This is a genomic window from Gemella sp., assembly GCF_057272915.1.
Map to the genome: position 1 here is coordinate 38,691 of NZ_DBHIUF010000010.1, position 20,927 is coordinate 59,617.

18 protein-coding genes and 1 other annotated feature are annotated in these 20,927 nt (G+C 30.8%); of the genes, 4 read left to right on the forward strand and 14 right to left on the reverse strand.

Going from position 1 to position 20,927, the window contains the following annotated elements; translation table 11 throughout:
• Positions 1–66 precede the first annotated feature (66 nt).
• The 6 genes from rpoB to ACO6OL_RS05585 all read right to left on the reverse strand — a co-directional run bounded on the left by rpoB (position 67) and on the right by ACO6OL_RS05585 (position 7,349).
• Entirely contained in the window at positions 67–3,894 is a 3,828-nt protein-coding gene (gene rpoB, locus ACO6OL_RS05560) for a DNA-directed RNA polymerase subunit beta (protein ID WP_485502418.1), read from the reverse strand.
• A gap of 150 nt (positions 3,895–4,044) precedes the next feature.
• The gene (locus ACO6OL_RS05565; RefSeq protein ID WP_314160671.1) at positions 4,045–4,641 is read right to left on the reverse strand and encodes a class I SAM-dependent methyltransferase; all 597 of its coding nucleotides are present in this window, start codon (positions 4,639–4,641) and stop codon (positions 4,045–4,047) included.
• Between the two features lie 153 nt (positions 4,642–4,794).
• Complete coding sequence (gene rplL, locus ACO6OL_RS05570) at positions 4,795–5,157, reverse strand: 50S ribosomal protein L7/L12 (protein WP_003146330.1); 363 nt, start codon at positions 5,155–5,157, stop codon at positions 4,795–4,797.
• A 52-nt stretch (positions 5,158–5,209) separates the two neighbouring features.
• On the reverse strand, positions 5,210–5,710 hold the full coding sequence (gene rplJ, locus ACO6OL_RS05575) for a 50S ribosomal protein L10 (RefSeq protein ID WP_003146331.1): 501 nt from the start codon (positions 5,708–5,710) through the stop codon (positions 5,210–5,212).
• 32 nt (positions 5,711–5,742) lie between these two features.
• Positions 5,743–5,874 (reverse strand) — a sequence feature (ribosomal protein L10 leader region).
• Positions 5,875–5,956: 82 nt separating this feature from the next.
• Positions 5,957–6,694, reverse strand: coding sequence for a MerR family transcriptional regulator (locus ACO6OL_RS05580; protein WP_485502419.1), 738 nt, complete (start codon positions 6,692–6,694; stop codon positions 5,957–5,959).
• Positions 6,695–6,821: 127 nt separating this feature from the next.
• A complete protein-coding gene (locus ACO6OL_RS05585; RefSeq protein ID WP_314160669.1) occupies positions 6,822–7,349 on the reverse strand; it encodes a QueT transporter family protein in 528 nt (175 codons plus the stop codon).
• A 374-nt stretch (positions 7,350–7,723) separates the two neighbouring features.
• On the opposite strand from ACO6OL_RS05585, the gene rpsT reads away from it, so the two are divergent.
• Positions 7,724–7,966, forward strand: coding sequence for a 30S ribosomal protein S20 (gene rpsT, locus ACO6OL_RS05590; RefSeq protein ID WP_003145397.1), 243 nt, complete (start codon positions 7,724–7,726; stop codon positions 7,964–7,966).
• Positions 7,967–8,062: 96 nt separating this feature from the next.
• On the opposite strand, the gene ACO6OL_RS05595 is transcribed toward rpsT, so the two are convergent.
• From ACO6OL_RS05595 to ACO6OL_RS05630, 8 genes are all read right to left on the reverse strand, one after another.
• Entirely contained in the window at positions 8,063–9,244 is a 1,182-nt protein-coding gene (locus tag ACO6OL_RS05595) for a MalY/PatB family protein (RefSeq protein ID WP_485502420.1), read from the reverse strand.
• A gap of 12 nt (positions 9,245–9,256) precedes the next feature.
• A complete protein-coding gene (locus ACO6OL_RS05600) occupies positions 9,257–10,342 on the reverse strand; it encodes an aminotransferase class I/II-fold pyridoxal phosphate-dependent enzyme (protein WP_314160667.1) in 1,086 nt (361 codons plus the stop codon).
• Positions 10,343–10,518: 176 nt separating this feature from the next.
• Positions 10,519–11,172, reverse strand: coding sequence for a DUF998 domain-containing protein (locus ACO6OL_RS05605; protein WP_485502421.1), 654 nt, complete (start codon positions 11,170–11,172; stop codon positions 10,519–10,521).
• Between the two features lie 68 nt (positions 11,173–11,240).
• Positions 11,241–12,221 (reverse strand): DNA polymerase III subunit delta, encoded by a 981-nt coding sequence (gene holA / locus ACO6OL_RS05610; RefSeq protein ID WP_485502422.1) that lies wholly within the window; start codon positions 12,219–12,221, stop codon positions 11,241–11,243.
• Positions 12,221–14,146: a ComEC/Rec2 family competence protein gene (locus tag ACO6OL_RS05615; RefSeq protein ID WP_485502423.1), complete on the reverse strand. Its 1,926-nt coding sequence runs from the start codon at positions 14,144–14,146 to the stop codon at positions 12,221–12,223. The genes holA and ACO6OL_RS05615 overlap by 1 nt, the downstream gene beginning before the upstream one ends.
• On the reverse strand, positions 14,146–14,610 hold the full coding sequence (locus ACO6OL_RS05620; RefSeq protein ID WP_314160663.1) for a ComE operon protein 2: 465 nt from the start codon (positions 14,608–14,610) through the stop codon (positions 14,146–14,148). The genes ACO6OL_RS05615 and ACO6OL_RS05620 overlap by 1 nt, the downstream gene beginning before the upstream one ends.
• Before the next feature lie 2 nt (positions 14,611–14,612).
• Complete coding sequence (locus ACO6OL_RS05625) at positions 14,613–15,248, reverse strand: helix-hairpin-helix domain-containing protein (RefSeq protein WP_485502424.1); 636 nt, start codon at positions 15,246–15,248, stop codon at positions 14,613–14,615.
• 545 nt (positions 15,249–15,793) lie between these two features.
• On the reverse strand, positions 15,794–17,233 hold the full coding sequence (locus tag ACO6OL_RS05630; protein ID WP_485502425.1) for an amino acid permease: 1,440 nt from the start codon (positions 17,231–17,233) through the stop codon (positions 15,794–15,796).
• Positions 17,234–17,657: 424 nt separating this feature from the next.
• On the opposite strand from ACO6OL_RS05630, the gene ACO6OL_RS05635 reads away from it, so the two are divergent.
• The 3 genes from ACO6OL_RS05635 to ACO6OL_RS05645 all read left to right on the forward strand — a co-directional run bounded on the left by ACO6OL_RS05635 (position 17,658) and on the right by ACO6OL_RS05645 (position 20,927).
• Positions 17,658–18,785: an acyl-CoA dehydrogenase family protein gene (locus tag ACO6OL_RS05635; protein WP_485502426.1), complete on the forward strand. Its 1,128-nt coding sequence runs from the start codon at positions 17,658–17,660 to the stop codon at positions 18,783–18,785.
• Between the two features lie 170 nt (positions 18,786–18,955).
• A complete protein-coding gene (locus ACO6OL_RS05640; protein WP_485502427.1) occupies positions 18,956–20,074 on the forward strand; it encodes an acyl-CoA dehydrogenase family protein in 1,119 nt (372 codons plus the stop codon).
• A gap of 28 nt (positions 20,075–20,102) precedes the next feature.
• Positions 20,103–20,927 (forward strand): phosphate/phosphite/phosphonate ABC transporter substrate-binding protein, encoded by an 825-nt coding sequence (locus ACO6OL_RS05645; RefSeq protein ID WP_485502428.1) that lies wholly within the window; start codon positions 20,103–20,105, stop codon positions 20,925–20,927.

Sequence of the window (20,927 nt, forward strand, 5' to 3'; positions counted from 1 at the left end):
ATACCTCCTTTATTTTTTTGTATAAAAGCCTTGAATAGTTCTTTGTGATTAATTGTAAAATTTATATTATTCTTCATCTGTATCATCTTCTACGTCTTCATACTCATCAGTATCTGACATTAAAAGACTTGCTAATGCTTGATATCCTGAAGTTTCTTCCTCGCTATCTTCTTCATCTTCAACATCTTCATATTCATCTGTATCAGATAAAATTAAGTTAGCTAAACTTTGATATCCTTCTTCAGCATCTTCATTTGAAGCTGCAGCTTTTTCTGTTGCTTCTTCTGAATTTTCTTCATCGTGATCATGGTTGTGTCCATCATGGAAATCAATTGTATCTCCTAAATCGATATCACCCATATCTACTTCGTTATCTTCATTATCCATTACTCTGAAGTCCATACCTAATGCTTGAAGTTCTTTCATAAGTACTCGGAATGATTCAGGAACTCCTGGACGTGGAATATTTTCACCTTTAACGATAGCTTCATATGTTTTAACACGACCATTAGTATCATCTGATTTGTATGTTAAGATCTCTTGAAGAGTATATGCAGCACCGTAAGCTTCAAGTGCCCATACCTCCATCTCACCAAATCTTTGTCCACCAAATTGAGCTTTACCTCCAAGTGGCTGTTGAGTTACTAATGAGTATGGTCCAATTGAACGAGCGTGAAGTTTATCATCAACCATGTGTGCAAGTTTAATCATGTACATTACCCCTACAGATACACGGCTGTCGAATGGTTCACCTGTACGTCCATCATAAAGAACTGTCTTAGCATCTTTAGCCATTCCAGCTTCAGCAACTGTAGACCATACATCTTCATCACTAGCACCATCGAATACTGGTGTAGCTACGTGGATTCCTAGTTGTTTAGCAGCCATACCTAAGTGTAGCTCTAACACTTGTCCAATGTTCATACGAGATGGAACCCCTAGCGGGTTTAACATTACGTCAACTGGTGTACCATCTGGTAGGTAAGGCATATCTTCTTCTGGTAAGATATTTGAGATAACCCCTTTGTTACCGTGACGACCTGCCATTTTATCCCCTACACGGATTTTACGTTTTTGGACGATAAATACACGTACAAGTTCATTTACACCGTTAGGTAATTCTGCACCATCTTCACGTTTAAAGATTTTAACATCAGCAACTACTCCATCAGCACCATGCGGTACACGTAATGAAGTATCACGTACTTCTTTAGATTTAGCTCCAAAGATAGCATATAATAATTTTTCTTCTGGAGTTTGTTCAGTTAATCCTTTCGGTGTAACTTTACCTACTAAGATATCTCCATCTTTAACTTCAGCACCAATACGAATGATTCCTCGTGCATCTAAGTTTCTAAGTGCATTTTCACCTACGTTTGGAATCTCACGAGTAATTTCTTCTGGCCCAAGTTTTGTATCACGAGCATCTGTTTCATACTCTTCTACGTGAATAGAAGTATAAACATCATCTTTTACAAGACGTTCGCTCATAATAACAGCATCCTCATAGTTATATCCATCCCAGTTTACGAATGCTACTACAAGGTTCTTACCTAAAGCTAATTCTCCTTTATCCATAGATGGTCCATCTGCAAGGATATCTTTAGGCTCTACTCTATCACCAACTTTAACGATTGGTTTTTGGTTATAAGCTGTAGAGTGGTTAGAACGTACGAATTTGTGAATTACGTAAGTATCTAAGTCACCTTTAATTTCTTTACTTTCTAGAGTTTCAATACGACGTACTTTAATTTTCGCTCCATCTACGTATTCAACGATACCTGGGTATTTAGCGATAACCGCAGCTCCTGAGTCACGTGCTGCTAGGTGCTCCATACCTGTACCAACGAATGGTGCTTCAGTAATCATTAATGGTACTGCTTGACGTTGCATGTTCGCTCCCATTAGGGCACGGTTAGAGTCGTCATTCTCTAAGAACGGAATACATGCAGTGGCAGCAGAGACTACCTGTTTAGGTGATACATCCATGAAGTTCATCATTTCACGAGGTTTAACTGTGTTATCTCCTCTGAAACGACATACTACTTCTTCATCTACGAAGTATCCTTTTTCATCAACATTAGCAGTTGATTGTGCTACTACGTATTTATCTTCTTGATCAGCTGTTAAATATTGTACGTTTTCAGTTACGTATGGACGACCTTCTACATCAAATTCAACTTTTCTATATGGAGTCATAATGAATCCAAATTCATTTATGCGAGCAAATGATGAAAGTGAGTTGATAAGACCAATGTTTGGCCCCTCTGGTGTTTCAATCGGACACATACGACCATAGTGTGAGTAGTGAACGTCACGTACTTCCATTCCAGCGCGTTCTCTTGTTAAACCACCAGGTCCAAGTGCTGATAAACGACGTTTGTGAGTAAGCTCACTTAATGGGTTTACTTGGTCCATGAATTGTGAAAGTTGAGAACTTCCAAAGAATTCTTTGATAATTGCTGTAACTGGTCTTACGTTAATTAGTTGTTGTGGCGTAATTTCATTTGTATCTTGAATACTCATACGTTCACGCACAACACGTTCCATACGAGAAATACCTACACGAATTTGGTTTTGTAATAATTCACCGATACAACGTAGACGACGGTTACCAAGGTGGTCGATATCATCTACACGTCCAATTAATTCAAATTCAAATCCGTCGTTATTTCTACGAGTTCTAATTAATAATAAGTAGTAGTTAATACTTGCTACGATATCAGCAATTGTTAATGTTAGAACATCTTTATTAGGTGCTCCATTACCAATTACGTGTAATACTTGATCATCAGTTAATTCATCGATATCGAAATCATTACCTACTTTAACTTGATTTACAATTTTGAATAATTGTAATTTTAGGCTATCGCTTCCATCAAGACTTTCATTCATATCGAATTCAACTACGTTAGCTGTAGTTCCTAATTCTTCATAAATTCCATCAATGATTTCACGTGTTAATTTAGTACCTTTTTCTACTAAAATTTCTCCTGTTTCTGTATCAACGATTGGTTCAACTAGAATTTGGTTTTCTAGACGTTCACCAACGTGAAGTTTGTTATTTAATTTGTAACGTCCTACTTTAGCAAGGTCATATCTTCTTGGATCGAAGAATCTACCGTGTAAAGTTGCTTTTGCAGTTTCTACGTTAGCTGGTTCTCCAGGACGTAATTTATCATAAATTACTTTTAACGCAGTTCCTGTATCTAGGTTTTCATCTTTTTCTAATGTGTTTAATAGCTCTGTATCTTCTCCGAATAATTTAATAATAGATTCGTCAGATTCAAAACCTAACGCTCTTATAAGCGTTGTTAAAGGAATTTTTCTAGTTCTGTCAATACGAGCATAAACTAATCCTTTAATATCTTTTTCAAATTCCAACCAAGCTCCTCTGTTAGGAATAACAGTTGTTTTATAGGCATTTGGAATATTTTTTACTTTAAGTTTGTCATCTTCTGTAAAATATACAGAAGGCGAACGTACTAATTGAGATACAATTACACGTTCTGCACCATTGATGATAAACGTTCCAGTTTCAGTCATCAACGGTAATTCACCCATAAATACTTCTTGTTCTTTAATTTCGTCACGTTCTTTATTAATTAAACGTACGCGCACTCTTAAAGGTGCTGAATATGTAGCGTCACGTTCTTTAGATTCATCGACATCATATTTAGGAGTTCCTAATTTATAGTCGATAAATTCTAAACTTAATTTATCATTATTACCTTCTATTGGTGATACATCTTTAAAAACATCTTTTAGACCAGTTTCTAAAAATTTATCATAAGATAATGTTTGAATTTCAATTAAGTCCGGTAAATCAATTACCTCTGATATTCTAGCATAGCTACGTCTTTGTCTGTGCTTACCAAATTTAACTTTTTGCAACTGTGTCACCTCTCAGCTTTTCTCTTAAAAACTAAAAAGAAAATATATACATTTTCTCTTACTTACTTATATAATTTTGGCAATTCTATCTAAAAGAAAATAGAATTACTTGCAATATATCATTTTATCATAGTCATAGCAAGTTGTCAATTATTTTACGGCTTTCAAGATATAGTAACCTTTATTTTTCGTTACTACTTCTACCCTTGAAAATGTATCTTCTAATAATTTTTTACAACTAGCCATTCCTTGTTTTTTTTGTATAACCACCCAAAGCTCACCTTGAGCATTAAGATGTTCATAACCATCTGTCATTATTTTATGTACAATTTTTTTCCCTGCTCTTATAGGTGGGTTTGTTAAAACTATATCAAAGTTTCCTTCAACATTGTCAAAGGAACTACTTTCTAGTACTTCTACTTCATTTTCTATTTTATTAAGTTCAATATTTTTTTTAGATAATTCTAATACTCTATTGTTCACATCTACCATAGTAAACTTAAATGTCGGGTATTTTTTCGCTAGGAATATAGATATAACTCCATAGCCGCATCCAATATCCGCAACCTTAGCATTTTCTTTAACTGTAGTGAAACTTTCTAACATTGTTTTAGTCCCGAAATCTACACTCTCTTTAGAAAATACTCCATTATCTGTATAAAATTTCAAATTCTCATTCGCTATTGTTGAGTTGATAATTTTTTCACGACTTTCCGTCGTCGGATTATTTGTATAATAATGTTCCATAATAAAGACACCTCTTAAAATGAAAGAAAATAGTATATCCCATAGCTAGACACTTGAGATATACTATTTTTGTTATTATCATCGTATCAAATATTCTCAAATAGAATATTATTGTTTATTTACATCTATCTTTTTATCTACTTAGAATAGAAATTATTTAACTTCTACAGTTGCTCCAACTTCTTCTAATTTAGCTTTGATTTCTTCAGCTTCTTCTTTAGAAACTCCTTCTTTAAGTGTTGCTGGCGCACCATCAACTTTTTCTTTAGCTTCTTTTAGTCCGTCTCCAGTGATTTCACGAACAACTTTGATTACTTTAATTTTTGAGTCTCCAGCGTTAGCTAAAACTACGTCAAATTCAGTTTTTTCTTCAGCAGCTCCAGCAGCAGCTCCACCAACTACAGCTACAGGTGCAGCAGCAGTTACTCCGAATTCTTCTTCAATTGCTTTTACTAAGTCGTTTAATTCTAAAACTGACATTTCTTTGATAGCGTCTAAAATTTGTTCTTTAGTCATTATAAATTTCCTCCGATTTTTAAATTATGTATTTTAATATATTTTTTATTTATTAAGCTTCTTGTTCAGCTTTTTGGTCTGCAACAGCTTTAACAGCTAAAGCAGTATTGCGCATTGGCGCTGTTAATACAGATAGTAACATTGAAAGTAATCCTTCGCGACTTGGTAATGTAGCGATAGCTTTAATTTCAGCTTGATCTGCAACTTTTCCTTCTATAACACCAGCTTTTAGTTCTAAGTTTTCGTGTTCTTTAGCGAAATCGTTTAAAACTCTAGCAGGAGCTACAGCATCGTCTGTTGAGAAAGCAAAAGCATTTGGTCCAGTTAGAACTTCGTCTAATCCTTCAATTCCTGCTTGCTCCATCGCACGACGAACTAATGAGTTTTTATAAACTTTAAAAGTTAAACCTTCGTTACGCATGTTGTTACGTAATTCTGTTACTTCCGCAACGTTTAATCCACGGTAGTCAGCAATAACAACTGAAGAACTTGCTTTAATTTCTTCTGCGATTTGATTTACTAACTCTTGTTTTCTCTCAATAGCTTTTGACATTGAACTTCCTCCTAAGTAGATTTATCAATTTCAGTACCATTAAAAAACCTTCTTGCATGCGAGAACATACAAAAAGGCACATAAGTTTCTTTTCGAATTTTGTCCTCGGTAGGTTAATTAAGGATTTCTCCCCCTACTGTCTACGGTACATTTTCAACTGACTTAATTATTCTAATATATAAATTTTCATTTGTCAATAGTTTTTTAAAAAAAATTCAAACTCTTTTTAAAATAGTTTTTACAATATTATTTGTTTAATCTATCATTACAAAATATTTCTATAGCTTTAGAAATATACTCAGCTATCCCTTCTCCAAATTTATCTATATTATTCTTAAATTCTGGATTTTGAGAATATCCCTTTCCTATATACGAGAATACTTCAACACTACAATCAAATGCATACTTATTCATATAGTTATATAAATCTTCTACTTTAGATTGAACTTCTTTTTCTTCTATATTTAATCCATCTTGTTTATATTCAGCCATTGAACGAAAAACACTATTAAATTTCTCAGCAACAATATCTTCTTTACCACTCTGTCTTTTTTTCGATTCTTCGATTGTTTCTTTTCCATATTTTTCTATAGCTTGATCTTCATACTTATTTAAGTCCTCTTTTTTAAATCCATTAAATTTTTCTTCTACAGTCATCGTTTGTTCTCCTTTATGTGTTTTTATTGTTTTTTCTATATTATAAAGAATTATTTCAAACTTCTCTTTTTCTTTTAAAATTAATTCACGTTGCTGTTCAAGTATTTTTAAACTATCAATATCTCCATCAAGTAATTCTTTTATATCATTTAACTTAAACTTTAGAAATCTATAAAATAGAATCTTTTGAAGTTTATCTAAATTCTCATCTGAATAATCTCTATACCCATTATTTAACTTTTCTGGAATTAATAATCCTATTTCATCATAATATTGCAGTGTTCTTGCACTCACTCCTGTAAGCTTTGCGACTTCATTTATTCTCATATTAATTCCTCTATACCTTATAATATTTCACTAGTGATAAATTTATTATACACTATCACGTTACGTTAGAGTCAATACTAAAATAAAAAAATCGCTAAGGAAATTTCTTAACGATTTTTTATGAATATTATTCAAATACTTTTTTAAGATTAATAGCTTTATTTAAGGCTTCTGTAATAACAATACCGATTACCATTACAACAACTTGTGATAATAAAAGTGATCCATAAATTGCTGTAAATGCTTCAAATTCGAATGGTACTCTTGCAGAGTTTTCACCACTAAAAATAGCAATTTCATATGCAATAATTGGCATACAAACCACTAAGTAGATAACAATATTAAGGATGTGTCTGGCGATTCTATTTTTCACAAATTTGAATACAAAAACACTGATAGCTAACGCTAAACCTGTTCCTAATGTTCCAAAGAACACATCTACTATACCAAGTGGACTAAAAATATTTGCTATTGCAACACCTAAAGTTATAGGGAACCAATATTTTTTACTAAATACCACTAATTGTGATAAAGACTCACTTATACGTAATTGAATAGCACCGTATGAAAATGGCGCGATAGCAACTGTTAAAACAACATAGATAGCTGCTATTAATGCTTGAATAGTTAATACTTTAACTGTATTATTTCTCATTTATATCTCCTTATCTTGTTCAAGAGAAAAGAAAGAAGTACTGATTTGAGAAACCAGTACTTCAGGTTTTTTTTATAGATGGATCTCTCAAACATCTTTTATTATAATAAAGTCAGAAGACAAATAACCTTACCTATGTAAAATTAAATATCAACGTCATATATACTAACACATATTATAGCTATTAGTCAACAAAAATCTAAAAAAAATATAAAAAATAAAGTATTACCAAAAAAATTCTAAAAATACCTTGCATTTACAATTTTAATATGATAAAATGAGGTAGTTGTATCTAACAACACTTAATTCATTGTAATTAAGAATATTAATTAATATTTCTTAGTAATAAAAATAAGGACCAGGAGGTGAATCGAATGCCAAACATTAAATCATCAGTATTAAGCGTAAGAAAAGATGCTAAAACTAATGCTGCTAACACAGCTAAAAAATCTGAAATGCGTACAGCTATTAAAAAAGCTAAAGTAGCTAAATCTGAAGGTGCTGCTAACGCTGCAGAGTTAGTAAACCTTGCTTACAAAAAAATCGATAAAGCTGCTAAAACTAACTTAATCCATAAAAACGCAGCTGCTAGATATAAATCAAACCTAGCTAAATAATTTTATTAACTACTCAGACTTCTGAGTAGTTTTTTATTGGAATAAAAGGAAGAACCTAGAAATCCTCTCTAAGCTCTTCCTTCTTTTTTTATTCTACTAGTTACAATTTTTAATAATTCTATCAATAGCCTCTTTTACATTATCTGGACTAGTCGCTAGATTTATCCTAATATACTTGTTGTAACCTTTACCAAACCAGTGGCCAAAATCAATCGCTAAACCACACTCATCTTGTATGAATTCTTTTGTTGTTTTCCCATTTAGAACTTTCTCTAAATTAACAAATGCTAAATACGTTCCTTCTAGTGGATAAACTTTAATTTCAGGTACTTTTTCTGCTAGAGTTTCACGAAGTAGATTGTAATTATACTGTACGGTTTCCTTCAATCCCTCAAGCCATTCATGACCTTCTCTATATCCTGCTTCTAAAGCAATTTGTCCTAATAGACTTGGTTCCGCTTCTAAGTTCTCTTTTTTATACGCATCAAAGACTTTTCTTACAGCATCATCAGGAATTAATATAGTTGCATGAACTAATGATGCAAGATTGAATGTTTTTGAACCTGAGTTAGCTACAATAAGCCGATGATTATACTTTCCATCTTCTAACGCTAACGCTGAAATTTGTTTATGATTATCATATGTGAAGTCTTGATGAATTTCATCAGATAATACTAGAACATCATATTTTTCACAAATTTCAAAAACACGTTTTTGTTCTTCTAATGTCCAAACTCTACCTACTGGATTATGAGGTGAACAGTGAATATATAATCTTACATTGTTATCACGAATCTCTTTTTCGAATGTAGCAAAATCTATTATAAACTCACCATTTTCCTCAAGTAACGGCGATTCAACTAGTTTTCTACCACTATTTCTAATAGAATTAGCAAATGGATAATATACAGGTGGCATAATTATAACTGAATCGTCTTTTTTCGTGTATGCATGAATTACCCACAAAATTGCTTGAACAATACCAGGAGCAAATCTTATCCATTGTTTTTCTACATTGATATCATATTTTTGTTTGTGCCATTTTTTATATTGATCATAATAACTTTCAGGTAACTTAGTATAACCGAAAACCCCATGGTTAACACGCTCAATTAATGCTTTTCTTATACTATCTGGTGTTTTAAATTCCATATCAGCTACCCACATAGCAAGAAGATCTTTATCTCCAAATCTCTCCTCTAAAGCATCCCATTTTAAACTATTTGTATTTCTTCTTTCAACGTAATACTTATTTACAAATTCTTCTACTCTACTCATTGTTTCTGTCCTCTATACTTCTAAAGCTTGTGCAAAATCTTCTAGTAAATCTTCAATATCTTCAACACCTACAGATATCCTTAATAAATCTGGTGTAAGACCATAAGAAAGACGTAACTCTTCTGGAATATCGAAATGTGTTTGTGTTGTAGGATAAGTAACTAATGTTTCTACTCCTCCTAAACTTTCAGCGAAAGTTGCTACTTTTAACGAACGTAAAAATTTATCAATTTTAGAAGCATCATGAAGTTTAAAACTTAACATAGCTCCTTTTTTCGGATATAGAACTTCTTTAACATTTGGATTCTTTTCCAACTCTTCTGCTAATTTCATTGCATTTTTTTCTTGCTGATTAAATCTTAATGGTAAAGTTTTTAAACTTCTAACGAATAACCAACTATCAAACGCAGACAACACCGCACCTGTAGTATTAGAAATCCATGCTAATCTCTCTCCAATTTGTTCATCATTTGTAATTACTGCTCCAGCTAAAATATCGTTATGACCTGTTAAATATTTTGTAGCTGAGTGAACAACAATATCAGCACCCATAGTTAATGGCTTTTGTCTTAACGGCGTTAATAAAGTATTATCAACAATCAATAATGCATTCTTTTCTTTAGAAATTTTCGCAACTTTTTCTATGTCAACTTCTTGCATTAATGGATTAGTTGGTGTTTCTATAAATACAGCTTTAGTATTTTCTGTAATTTTTACTTCAAGATCTTCCTCGTCAGTGAAATAGATGAATTTCTGTGCACCTTTACGTTCAAGTTCATCAAAATATCTAAAACTTCCACCATATAAATCTCTAGAAACAAGAAATTCACTATTTAATTCAAATAATTCAAAGACTAATTGGATTGCACTCATACCTGAACTCGTTGCTATCGCACGACACCCTTCTTCAAGTTCACATAATCCCTCTTCTAAAATTGTACGAGTAGGATTTTTCGTTCTTGTGTAATCATAACCTGTACTCTCACCTAGTCCAGGATGAGCATATGCTGTAGATAAATATATCGGTGTTACAATCGCACCCGTTGCTTTGTCTTTTCTATTTCCTAATTGAGCTAATTTAGTTTCAATTTTCTTCATTAAATAATACCTCATTTTATTAATTTCTTTTCAACATTACTATTATAACATTATGTTTACATATAATAAACTGATTTATCTGAATTTTTTGTTTTTTTCTGAATATTTTTTGATTAAGGCTTTCTAATTATTTGAAATAAAAAGATTATTTGAATCTGATTCAAATAATCTTTTACTTAATACCTCTTCTTTAAAAACACAATACCCGTTATTAATTGCCATATTGTTATTGGATAAACAGTCATTCTTTCATAAATAGCTACAACTTCTGAAAGACTATTATTAATTGCATTATTCATAAATCCTGCACTAACTAAACCTATAATCCCTAACAATATAGAAACAACACCGTATTTTTTATTTTCTTTAAATAATGCTACTCCACTTAATAAAGCGGTAAAATTCCCACCTAAAAACGATAATCTCGCACCTAAACCATGGAGTCCATCTTCACTAGGAACACCACCTTGATATAATCCCACCAAGACACTTCCAATAGCAAAGACTAACGGAGTTATTATAAACAGAAAACCAAACCTTCTTATTTTTAGTTTTTCAAATACTAGTAAGTAATATGCAATGAAAAAACCAACTCCCGTTGCTATAAAATCAATATTCATAAGAATAGCTAATCTTGAAAATCCATTTGGAACCCCGTCAACTACTAGATGCTGATAGACTCCTAATGAACTAATAAAGTGCTTTGAATATACTTCCCCCAAAGGAAAACCAGTTCCTAGAGCTGCAATAAATTCACCTACTACATAGGTAATACCATTTAATATAAATAACAAAGCTCCAACATGTATTATATTTTTTTTATTATCCACCAAAATCTCCTCTGCAACATAATTATTCTTATTTTAGTATAATTAGTATAGGATTACAAAAACAAATGCTATTTTAGTTCCTCAATTAGTTTATTAATGAATAAATCTAATATCAAATATTTATCCATATATGAAGATTTCAATAACTTATCATAATCAGCAGCTAAAATTAATGTCTTCATAATTTTGTCTACACTATAATTTCTAATACCTTGTGCCGCTAGTTGTACTCTATATGGATGAACTCCTAATTCTTTAGCTATATCTTTTTGTGAATAGTGTTCATTTAAAAGCACTTTTACCTTATAGTACATTCTTAACTGACCACTTATTAATGATAACAAGAAGATTGGTTCTTCTTTTTTTAATACCAACGAATTATAGACTACTCTTAATTTCAAATAATTTTTCCCGAATAATTCGTTAGTTAAACTAAAAACATCATATTCTAAACTTCTTGTCGCTAGTAATTCGATGTCTTCTCTAGTAATTACTTTCTTCTCATCACAATAAAGAAGTAGTTTTTCTAATTCTTTTTTTATATTAGCAAAATCTAATCGTGTATAATTCACAAGAAATTCTGCATCATCTCTTGAAATTTTCAAATTAGCATCAGTAACAGTTTTCACTATATAGCTAGCTATTTCCTTTTCATTAAAATTAGAAAACTCCTTAACTTCTCCCACTTCTTTAATTTTTTTTATAAGTTTTTTTCTACTATCAATCTTTTCAGAAATCTTTAAAATCAATACGACTTCTTCACTAATATTATCCAAATAACTTATTAATGTATCCACATTGTGTTCTACTTTAATCTTCTTAGGTTTAGCAAGTAGAAAATTACAATTTTCTGCAACTACTACTTTTTCATTCCCAAATAAACCACTACTTCTACATTCATACACTAAAGACTCCAATGTATTTTCATGCATATTTATTTTTATATAGTTAAACTCATCAAGTTCTTTCAAATACTTTTTTGCTATATTTTTTTCATAATCATTAATGGCTTCAAAATTTTCGCCATATATTACATAGACATTTTTCATTAATTATCTACCTCAACTTCAAATTCAGAATTCTTATTCTTTACTCTAACTTTTTTATTATAATAATAAATAGAACTCTTTCCAAATTTCATCTCTGTATTCTCTTTAAGGACAATATAATCTATTTTTTTATACTGTGCCATATTTTTTACTTCTGATAATTTATTTTCTAAACTATCTATTACAATAACTTTTCCTACTACATCTCTTGCTAGAAGATCTATAGAATAACCACTTTTATTCTTTTTCTCAGAAGTTAAAAGCAAATACTCAAATTTATTTTTTCCTTCATAATCCAAAAGCAAATCGTACTGATTTATTATATCATAATCCTTGTCTTTTTTTCTGTAATCTGTATAAAAATTTTGAATATTATTAGATGTATTTATCAATAGATTATTCTTATTTTCTCTAATATATAAAACACTCTCTTTCCCTATTTTTATATCTTCAATATATGTTTTAGATATATATGTAGCTCCTATACAAATTAAAATTATTCCCAGAATTCCATAAATAGCATTCATATATTTAAATTTATTCAAGTTTATCAATATAGTTAAAACAACAATAAATATAGCAATTATAAAAAATATATTTAACTTACCTATGCGAATGGGCTGAGCAATTAGAAACAGCTCCTGAATTTTATCAAATATATTGAAAATAATATTTAATATTGGTCTACAAATAATATTAAACACCTGGGCATTTATTAGGAATACAAGATAACTAAAAATTACTAATGGAAAAATCACAATACTAAAAATTGGTACTAAGATAATATTACTAAATACAGAAATATAAGTTATAGTATAAAAATTATACAATAAAATAGGAATACTACCTAGTGTAGAAATAACACTAATTCTGAACGCTCCATGAACTTTGTTTCTAGAATTTTTTATATAAGTTCCAGACATCAATAGACAGAATGTAATTAAAAATGATAATTGAAAACCTATATTAAAAATATAAAATGGATTATACATTATTAATATTAGAAAAGTAAGCAACAAACTTCCAAGTTTATCTATATTTTTCCTTCGTAACAGTATGTAAAATACAATCATAAAACCTGCCCTGAGAACTGATGCACTAGCTCCGCTAAGCAACATATACAATGGAATTATAATTAAGATAATTTTCTCTATATAATCAACACTTATCCTAAATTTCAACAAAATAAAATAAATTAGAGAAATGAGTACACCTATATGTAACCTTGAGATTGCTAATAAATGACTTGTTCCTAAATTTTTAAAAGAGTTCACATCATCTTTTAACAAATAACTTTTGTCTCCAAAAATTAAAGCTTGAAAATAACCACTTTTATCAAAAGAAAGTTCTCTATTAATTTGTAAACTTAATTTATTTCTAAGTGTTAAAAATTTAAAATACATTGAATCTATATTTTTAACATCATGAATTTCGTTAATAGTTAGCCTTTTAAAGATTCCCCTATTCTCATTATATTTTTTATAATCAAATGAATAAAAATTAGTCTTTTCTGAAATATCTTCTATATTAGCACTTACTAATAGTTTTCCACCCCAAAATTTTTCTTTGAAAAATTTCTTTTCATCTTCACTTTTTACAATATAACTTACTAATACCTTCTCATCCGAAAGGTAACCAATAGAAGACACATAGGCTCCATTAACATCAAATCTATCAGAAACTACTAGTTCTAAATTTTTATTTTCAACATTACCTAAATGAGTAATGTTATTCTTTTGTTCATATGCTCCCCGAATAAAAAATACTAAGAAGACTATTACACAAATAATAGTTTTCCTAGCATTAAGATTTTTATTTTTCCAAGTTATCAGTAGAAAAATAACAATACATAGCATAGATATTATTACATTAAAGTTTAATAATATCGCCCCTAATGCTAGTAAAGAAAATTGTAAATAAATCATTACTTTTTATTTAGTAACCTTTCTACTACATTGTTTACATCGTAATCTACTTTTCTTACGACAACACCTGATTTTTCTAATAACTCTCGAGCATATTCATTATTTCTATAATCATTTGCATAGCAAATTTCCTTTATCCCTGCTTGAATTATAGATTTTGTACAATTCAAACATGGAAAATGTGTAACATAAATAGTTGCACCTTCAGTTCCAACACCGAACTTAGAACATTGTAAAATAGCATTTATCTCAGCGTGAATTGTTCTTACACAATGACCTTCTACTACTTTACAACCAACATCTATACAATGTTCGTCACCTTTGATCGAACCATTATAACCACCTGAAACTATTCGTTTGTCTTTAACTATCGTCGCTCCAACAGATAATCTACTGCAAGTCGATCTAAGTGATAATAGGTGGCTTTGAGCCATAAAGTACTCATCCCAACTAATTCTCTGCATAACTATACCTCTATTTTATCTTTAATTTTCTCAAAAGTAGATTTTCCTATGCCTCGTACTTTTGTAATATCTTCTTTCTTTTTAAAATCCCCATTTTTTTCTCTATGTGCAATTATTTCCTCAGCTTTTGTTTTCCCAACTCCTGAAATTTTCATAAGTTGTTCTTTACTTGCTGTATTTATATTAATCACATCCCCACTAGATGAACCGGTGCTGCCATCATCAGTCATTTGTTTCGGTTTTTCACCATGTTTAAGGACATAAATAACCATCTGATCTTTTACCTTTTGACTCAAGTTCAAAGTAGAAGTATCAGCATCATCCAAAAGTCCACCAGCTTCTTCTATTAAATCTTTCACCCTTTTATCTTTTGTAGTCTCGAAAACACCAGGATGTTTTACCGAACCTTTGACATCAACAAAAATCTTTTCATCGTGTTTTTCTTCAGTTTTTTCATCCTTATTTATCGACTCACTACTGGTATTAGAAAAACTAACATCACTATAATCTTCTGTCTTACTTTGATTAAAATAAAACAAACCACCGATTATTAAAACAAGACTACACACAAATGCCAAAATAATAGATTTAACATTTTGTCTAAAAAATAATACGACATCTTCCTTTTTAATATTCATATGTCTCTCCCCCTAGTACCTATATTATATCATTAAATTTATTATATTAGTACTGAAAACATAAGAAGATACAATATTCTTAAAATTATCATTTTAACCCCCAACTGTTCTCAGTAAAAAAGACTATAGAACTTTATTAGGGAGTGACTCAAAAATCGTGATTTCAAAGAAATCGATTTTGTCGAGTCATCCCCGCACAGTTTATTAGATATCTAAAAAGCTTTTATAAAGCGAATTTAGATATCAATAAACCACTACGTCTATGAGTTTTCATGTGAACTTTGTTAAATTTCAGGACTTTTGGGTCATCCCCTTGAAAATGTTAATCTAATTATATCAAAAAATTTCAAAATAGAAATGTACCTTTTATTCATCGGACTTTTGAAAAAAATTTTAAGTCTGTTAGAATTTCCAATTTTATTTTAGCATTTTTACTCATTCTACTTAAGACATTTTATTCATACTCATTTGAGCATAAGAAAACCACACAAAAAATAGAAAAAGATTAACAAGTTTCTAACTCATTAATCTTTTTCAAATACTAATTATCCTTTATATGGATGTATATCCATTTCTTCTAGTTTAACAAATTTTTTCTTCGTTACTATTTTAAATGCTATATACATTACTACACCTATAGCTGGACAAACTAAATTGTATGACATTTTCACAAATCCACCTGTCGCATAATCAGCTATTAATTGTAATAATATTATTGTTGCAAATGAAATTAGAGCAATGTATGAACCTACAACACCTGTTTTAGCCGTATAAGGTAGAACATCTTCAGCTTTTTTCCCTTGCTTAACAATTGCTCTTCTCAAACGAATTTGAGATATTAACGAAACCATCCAAATTATCATTACTATAATACCAACCATAGAAAGCAGCATGTAGTAACCACTTGGATTTAATCTCTCAAAAATAAAACACAATACCATAAATATTGCCGAGAAAGTTAAAGCAAACACTGGTACTGAATTAGTATTTAATTTTTTAAATACTTTCGGCCCATAATTATGTGAACTTAATGAAAATAACTGTCTACTAGAAACATACATACCTGAATTTGCTGCTGATAAAACTGATGTTAAAATTACAGCATTCATAATAACTGCCGCCACTTCTAAACCAATATTTTGGAATACAATTGTGAATGGAGAGGCTGTTACATTATTAGTATCAAGTAATCTTGGATCATTCGCTGAAACTATCGAAGATATGATTAACATTGTAGCAATGTAGAATATCAATATTCTCCAGAAAACTTGTTTAACTGCTTTAGGCATTGTCTCTTTAGGATTCGGAGATTCACCTGCTGTAACAGCTACAACTTCAGTTCCTCCAAATGAGAATGCTGCAGTAGAAAGAACACCAAATAATCCTAACACACCAGCGCTACTTGTTTTTTCTCCATTTTGAATAAATGTATAAATACCAGCTTCACTATTCCCAGTAGCTCCAAAGATAATTGCAGCTCCTACTATTAAGAATGCGACAACTGTCATAACTTTTATTATAGTTATCCAATATTCAACTTCACCAAATACTTTAACACTTACTAAGTTTAATAAATACAATAATACTAAAAATACAATACAAATCGAAAACGTTGAAAATTGTCTAAAGAATTCCCAGTAATGTAATATTTTCGATAATGTTATTATGTCTACACTCGCTACTAATATCCATAGAATCCAGAACAACCAACCTACTCCAAATCCAACGCCTGGATCTATAAATCTAGTTGCATAAGCTCCGAATGAACCTGAAACTGGATAAAATGTTGCTAGTTCTCCTATAGAAGCCATTAAAAAGTAAATAATAACTCCAATTAATGCATAAGTAAGAACTGCTCCATAAGAGCCTGCTTTACTAACTACCGCTCCACTTGCCATAAATAATCCGGTACCTATACATCCACCTATAGCTATCATACTAATATGACGAGCTTGCAGTTTTCTTTCCATCTTTGAATCTGCCATTTTTTTCATCCTTTCATAAATTTATTATATAAATATAGATTATACAAGATTTAATGTCATTTGTAAATAATTTTCTGACATTTTTCAATAATTTTTTCACTTTTATTTCACTTCCATTTCAAAGTATATTTCATTTTTATTTCTTAATAGTCTTCTAACATTTTTTCACTAAATACTATCTTCAAATTATGTAATTGATAAACTCTATCATTTACTTTGGTTTTATTTTTATATTTCTAAATATAAGTATTTTGTTAAAATCTATATATTATTTTTTCTTTACTGCCCTAAAAACTATACATTTTATCAAAATTTATTTAAAATCGCTAATCATTAGAGATAATTTAAAAGCATTTACATTGATTTTCTTTGTGATATAATTTCATTAGAAAACACTATTATATTAATGTTAGGAGGCATTATTATGACAACATTTTATAACGAAGCTAGGGAATTTGCAAAAAAATATATAGATCCTATTGCAAAAGAAATAGACGAACAAGAAAGATTTCCTGAAGAAGTATTTAAAGAGTTAGGAAAAGCTGGATATTTTAAACTAATGATTCCAACTGAACTTGGAGGGTTAGGAAAAGATATGCAAGAACATGCAGATGCATGTCGAGCTTTCGCTAAATCAAGTGCTACAGTAGGTCTATGCTATATGATGCATAATGTTGCATTAAACTGTGTTCTTTCATATGCCGATGATAATCTAAAAACAAAAATTTGTAAAGATATCGTTGAAAATGAAAAATTTATGGCACTTGCGTACAGTGAATTAGGAACTGGGACACACTTCTATATCTCAGATGTCAAAACTGAATTTAAAGATAATTCAGTAGTATTTAATGGCCTAAAAAGCATGGTAACTTCTGCAGAATTTGCATCTTATTATCTTGTTCTTACTCCTTCTGATGTTGAAGGTGGAATTGACAACTGGGTATTCCCTCTAGATAGCGAAGGTCTAAAATTCAAAGCTTCTACTTGGCATGGTCTAGGAATGCGAGGTAATGTTTCTTGCCAAATGGCAATTAACGATGTTGAATTAAATAAAGAATTGCGTATTGGTAAAGCTGGATCAGGAGTTGATCAAGTATTCACCATTGTTGCTACATACTTCATCACTGGATTGGCTGCTGTCTACAGTGGTCTTTGCGAAGCAATACTAGAAGAAGCTGTTGCACATACTACTAATAGAAAATATCCTGATGGAAAATCTCTAAGCGAAATTGAAACAGTACAAATTCATCTTGCTAAAATCTATAGCCAAACTAACGCAGCAGTTCTTGGAACGAACGAAGCAGCTCGTAGTTTCTTAAATAAAGATACTGATATGCTAGCTAAAATCTTATCAGCTAGAATCTTTGCTAGTGAAGCTGCTATTGAATTAGCACGCCTTGGAATGCGTGTTGGTGGTGGTAAAGCATATAACCGTGTTGGAAATATGGAACGCTATCTAAGAGATGCTTTCGCAAGTCATATTATGGCACCAAGTGTTGACGTACTTACAATTTGGTTAGGAAAAGCAATTACTGGGCAACAATTGCCATAGAATTTAACTATAAGTTTTAATAGTTCGTATTTTCATAATATGTAGTAATATCCATATTATAGTTATATTGATATATAAATTCAGATCATATTTAAGGGACTATTTATAATATTATTTGCTTTTTAAGTATTTTAAATTTTAAATAGTTCCTTTTTCTTAAGGAGGACATTATGAATAATTTTTATAAAGATGCTAAAGAATTTGCTATAGCTAATATTGAACCATATGCTAAAGAAACAGATAATAATGGAGAATTCCCTAAAGTAATATTTGAAAAAATTAAAAATGCTGGTTATCTTAGTCTTTTAGTTCCTAAAGAGTTTGGTGGTAAAGGACTAACTCTTGTAGAACACGAATCAGTATGTAGAGCATTCTCTGAATACTCTTCATCGGTTGGCTTATGCTATATGATGCATAATGTTGGATTAGTAACAATTTTAGATCATGGTAGTGACAAATTAAAAAAAGAAATTTGTGAAGCTGTGGTAGATAATAAAAAAATGCTAGCATTGGCATACAGCGAGAGTGGAACTGGTACTAATTTTATGAATACAACAGAAATTACTGTTGATTATCAGAAAGACTTTGCAATATTTAATGGTAAGAAAAGTATGGTTACATCTGGTAATTATGCGGATTACTATGTAACTTTAGTTCCGTATAAAACTGCTGGAGAAACTGAACAATGGCTGTTCCCTCTTGGTTCTAATGGACTAATTTTTGCTGAAAATACCTGGAATGGTTTAGGTATGCGTTCAAATGTCTCATGTGAAATGCACATGAATAATCTTAAACTAGATTATCATTATAGAATCGGAGCTGAAGGCAAAGGAAATGAACAGGCTCAAAGTCCTGTCCCATTCTTTATTAATGGGCTTGCTGCAGTTTACAGTGGACTTAGTCAAGCTATTCTAGATGAAGCTGTTAATCACACAACAAATAGAAAATATCCTGATGGTAAATCTTTAAGCGATATAGAAACTGTTCAATTACATTTAGCAGAAATCTTTAAAAATACAAAAGCATCTATCCTTTTATCTAAAAACGCTGCGGAAAGCTTTGTTAATGGTGAAGTAGATGCATTCCTTAATATTGTTTCAGCAAGAGCATTCTCTTGCGATAAAGTAATTGAGAATGCAAGACTTGGTATGCGTTTAGGCGGTGGTAAGGCTTATAATTGTCATGGAAATATGGAGCGATTCTTACGTGACTCATTAGCAGGACAAGTTATGGCACCTGGTCTTGACTTCTTAAATATTTTAACCGGCCAATTATTAACAAACAAATAAATAAATTAATGAAATGAGGTAGATTATTATGACAAAATTAAAAGTTGGAGCTGTAATCTATGACCCAAAAGTAACTGTAATTTGGGGAATTATTGCAAAATTTTTTGAAGATGAAAACTTCCCTATCGAACCAGTTTATTACAAAGATTACAAAGGTCAAGTTGACGGTTTATTAGCTAAAGAAATTGATGTAGCTTGGAATTCTCCCTTAGCATGGTTAGATACTCACCTACGCACTAACGGAACTGCGTTAAATGGTTCTATGCGTGATACTGACCGCGATCGTAGTTCATATTTAGTAGTAAAAGCTAATAGCAACATTAACTCTATTCAAGACTTAAGAAATAAAACAATAGGTTTCGGTGCAATTGATTCACCACAAGCCAGATTAATTCCTATTAACCACCTTCACAAACTTGGTTTAGAATTTGGTAAAGATTATATTGAAAAACGATTTGATATCGGTGTTGGGCTTCATGGTGACCATGTCGGTGGAGAACTTGATTCAGCAATAGCTTTAAAAAATGATGAAGTAGCTGCTACCTGGATGTTAGATTTAAACTATAATGCATGGATTGCAGATGGAACTCTAGATGAAAATCAGGTGAAAATTTTATCGAAAACAGATTTCTTTGATCACTGTATCTTCTCAGGACATCCAGAATTAGACGTAGCTCGTTTTGAAAAATTTATAGAAGTATTACACAAAATGGATTACAATAATCCTGAGCATAAAGAAATGATGGATATGGAAGGATTAAAAGAATGGATATCTGGTCGTACCTCTGGATTCAAACAACTTACTGAAGCCAATGAATATTTAGATTTTTTTAAAGAGTTTCATGGTGAATAA

What these genes read in the sequence shown, in the direction of transcription:
- ACO6OL_RS05565 (WP_314160671.1), bottom strand. Translation starts at nt 4,641, where the DNA reads ATGGAACATTATTATACAAATAATCCGACGACGGAAAGTCGTGAAAAA.
- rplL (WP_003146330.1), bottom strand. Translation starts at nt 5,157, where the DNA reads ATGACTAAAGAACAAATTTTAGACGCTATCAAAGAAATGTCAGTTTTA.
- rplJ (WP_003146331.1), bottom strand. Translation starts at nt 5,710, where the DNA reads ATGTCAAAAGCTATTGAGAGAAAACAAGAGTTAGTAAATCAAATCGCA.
- ACO6OL_RS05580 (WP_485502419.1), bottom strand. Translation starts at nt 6,694, where the DNA reads ATGAGAATAAATGAAGTCGCAAAGCTTACAGGAGTGAGTGCAAGAACA.
- ACO6OL_RS05585 (WP_314160669.1), bottom strand. Translation starts at nt 7,349, where the DNA reads ATGAGAAATAATACAGTTAAAGTATTAACTATTCAAGCATTAATAGCA.
- rpsT (WP_003145397.1), top strand. Translation starts at nt 7,724, where the DNA reads ATGCCAAACATTAAATCATCAGTATTAAGCGTAAGAAAAGATGCTAAA.
- ACO6OL_RS05595 (WP_485502420.1), bottom strand. Translation starts at nt 9,244, where the DNA reads ATGAGTAGAGTAGAAGAATTTGTAAATAAGTATTACGTTGAAAGAAGA.
- ACO6OL_RS05600 (WP_314160667.1), bottom strand. Translation starts at nt 10,342, where the DNA reads ATGAAGAAAATTGAAACTAAATTAGCTCAATTAGGAAATAGAAAAGAC.
- holA (WP_485502422.1), bottom strand. Translation starts at nt 12,221, where the DNA reads ATGAAAAATGTCTATGTAATATATGGCGAAAATTTTGAAGCCATTAAT.
- ACO6OL_RS05615 (WP_485502423.1), bottom strand. Translation starts at nt 14,146, where the DNA reads ATGATTTATTTACAATTTTCTTTACTAGCATTAGGGGCGATATTATTA.
- ACO6OL_RS05620 (WP_314160663.1), bottom strand. Translation starts at nt 14,610, where the DNA reads ATGCAGAGAATTAGTTGGGATGAGTACTTTATGGCTCAAAGCCACCTA.
- ACO6OL_RS05625 (WP_485502424.1), bottom strand. Translation starts at nt 15,248, where the DNA reads ATGAATATTAAAAAGGAAGATGTCGTATTATTTTTTAGACAAAATGTT.
- ACO6OL_RS05630 (WP_485502425.1), bottom strand. Translation starts at nt 17,233, where the DNA reads ATGGCAGATTCAAAGATGGAAAGAAAACTGCAAGCTCGTCATATTAGT.
- ACO6OL_RS05635 (WP_485502426.1), top strand. Translation starts at nt 17,658, where the DNA reads ATGACAACATTTTATAACGAAGCTAGGGAATTTGCAAAAAAATATATA.
- ACO6OL_RS05640 (WP_485502427.1), top strand. Translation starts at nt 18,956, where the DNA reads ATGAATAATTTTTATAAAGATGCTAAAGAATTTGCTATAGCTAATATT.
- ACO6OL_RS05645 (WP_485502428.1), top strand. Translation starts at nt 20,103, where the DNA reads ATGACAAAATTAAAAGTTGGAGCTGTAATCTATGACCCAAAAGTAACT.